Origin of the sequence: Paraburkholderia sp. BR10923 (assembly GCF_040948765.1) — a bacterium.
GTDB classification, from domain to species: domain Bacteria; phylum Pseudomonadota; class Gammaproteobacteria; order Burkholderiales; family Burkholderiaceae; genus Paraburkholderia; species Paraburkholderia youngii.
Window position 1 is genome coordinate 1 of sequence record NZ_JBFPKO010000161.1, and the last position, 474, is coordinate 474.

The 474-nt window shown below is 63.9% G+C and carries 1 protein-coding gene; it reads left to right on the forward strand.

Annotation, left to right across the window (positions count from 1 at the left end):
- Positions 1 to 474 (forward strand): ammonium transporter (locus AB3X94_RS41905; RefSeq protein ID WP_368614478.1); only part of this gene is annotated, 474 nt, incomplete at both ends.

A 474-nucleotide genomic window follows, 5' to 3' on the forward strand; every position in this document is an offset into this window, starting at 1 on the left:
TCACCTGTCTGGTGACGATCGTCTGGACCGTGGTCGGCTACAGCCTCGCGTTCACGCCGGGCAACTCGTTCATCGGCGGCTTCTCGCGCGTGTTCATGACGGGCATGAACTACATCAAGGGCGACAAAGCCACGACGCTGACCGTCAGCCATCTCGCGCCGACGATCCCCGAGACGGTCTACTTCGTCTACCAGATGACGTTCGCGATCATCACGCCGGCGCTGATCACCGGCGCGTTCGCGGACCGCATGAAGTTCTCGGCGATGCTGGTGTTCATGACGCTGTGGTCGATCATCGTCTACTCGCCGATCGCGCACATGGTGTGGGAACCGAGCGGCTGGCTGGCTACCGCGGGCATCCTCGACTTCGCGGGCGGCACGGTGGTGCACATCAACGCGGGTATCGCGGGTCTGGTCTGCTGTCTGGTGCTCGGCAAGCGCGTCGGCTACGGCAAGGAGTCGATGGCGCCGCACA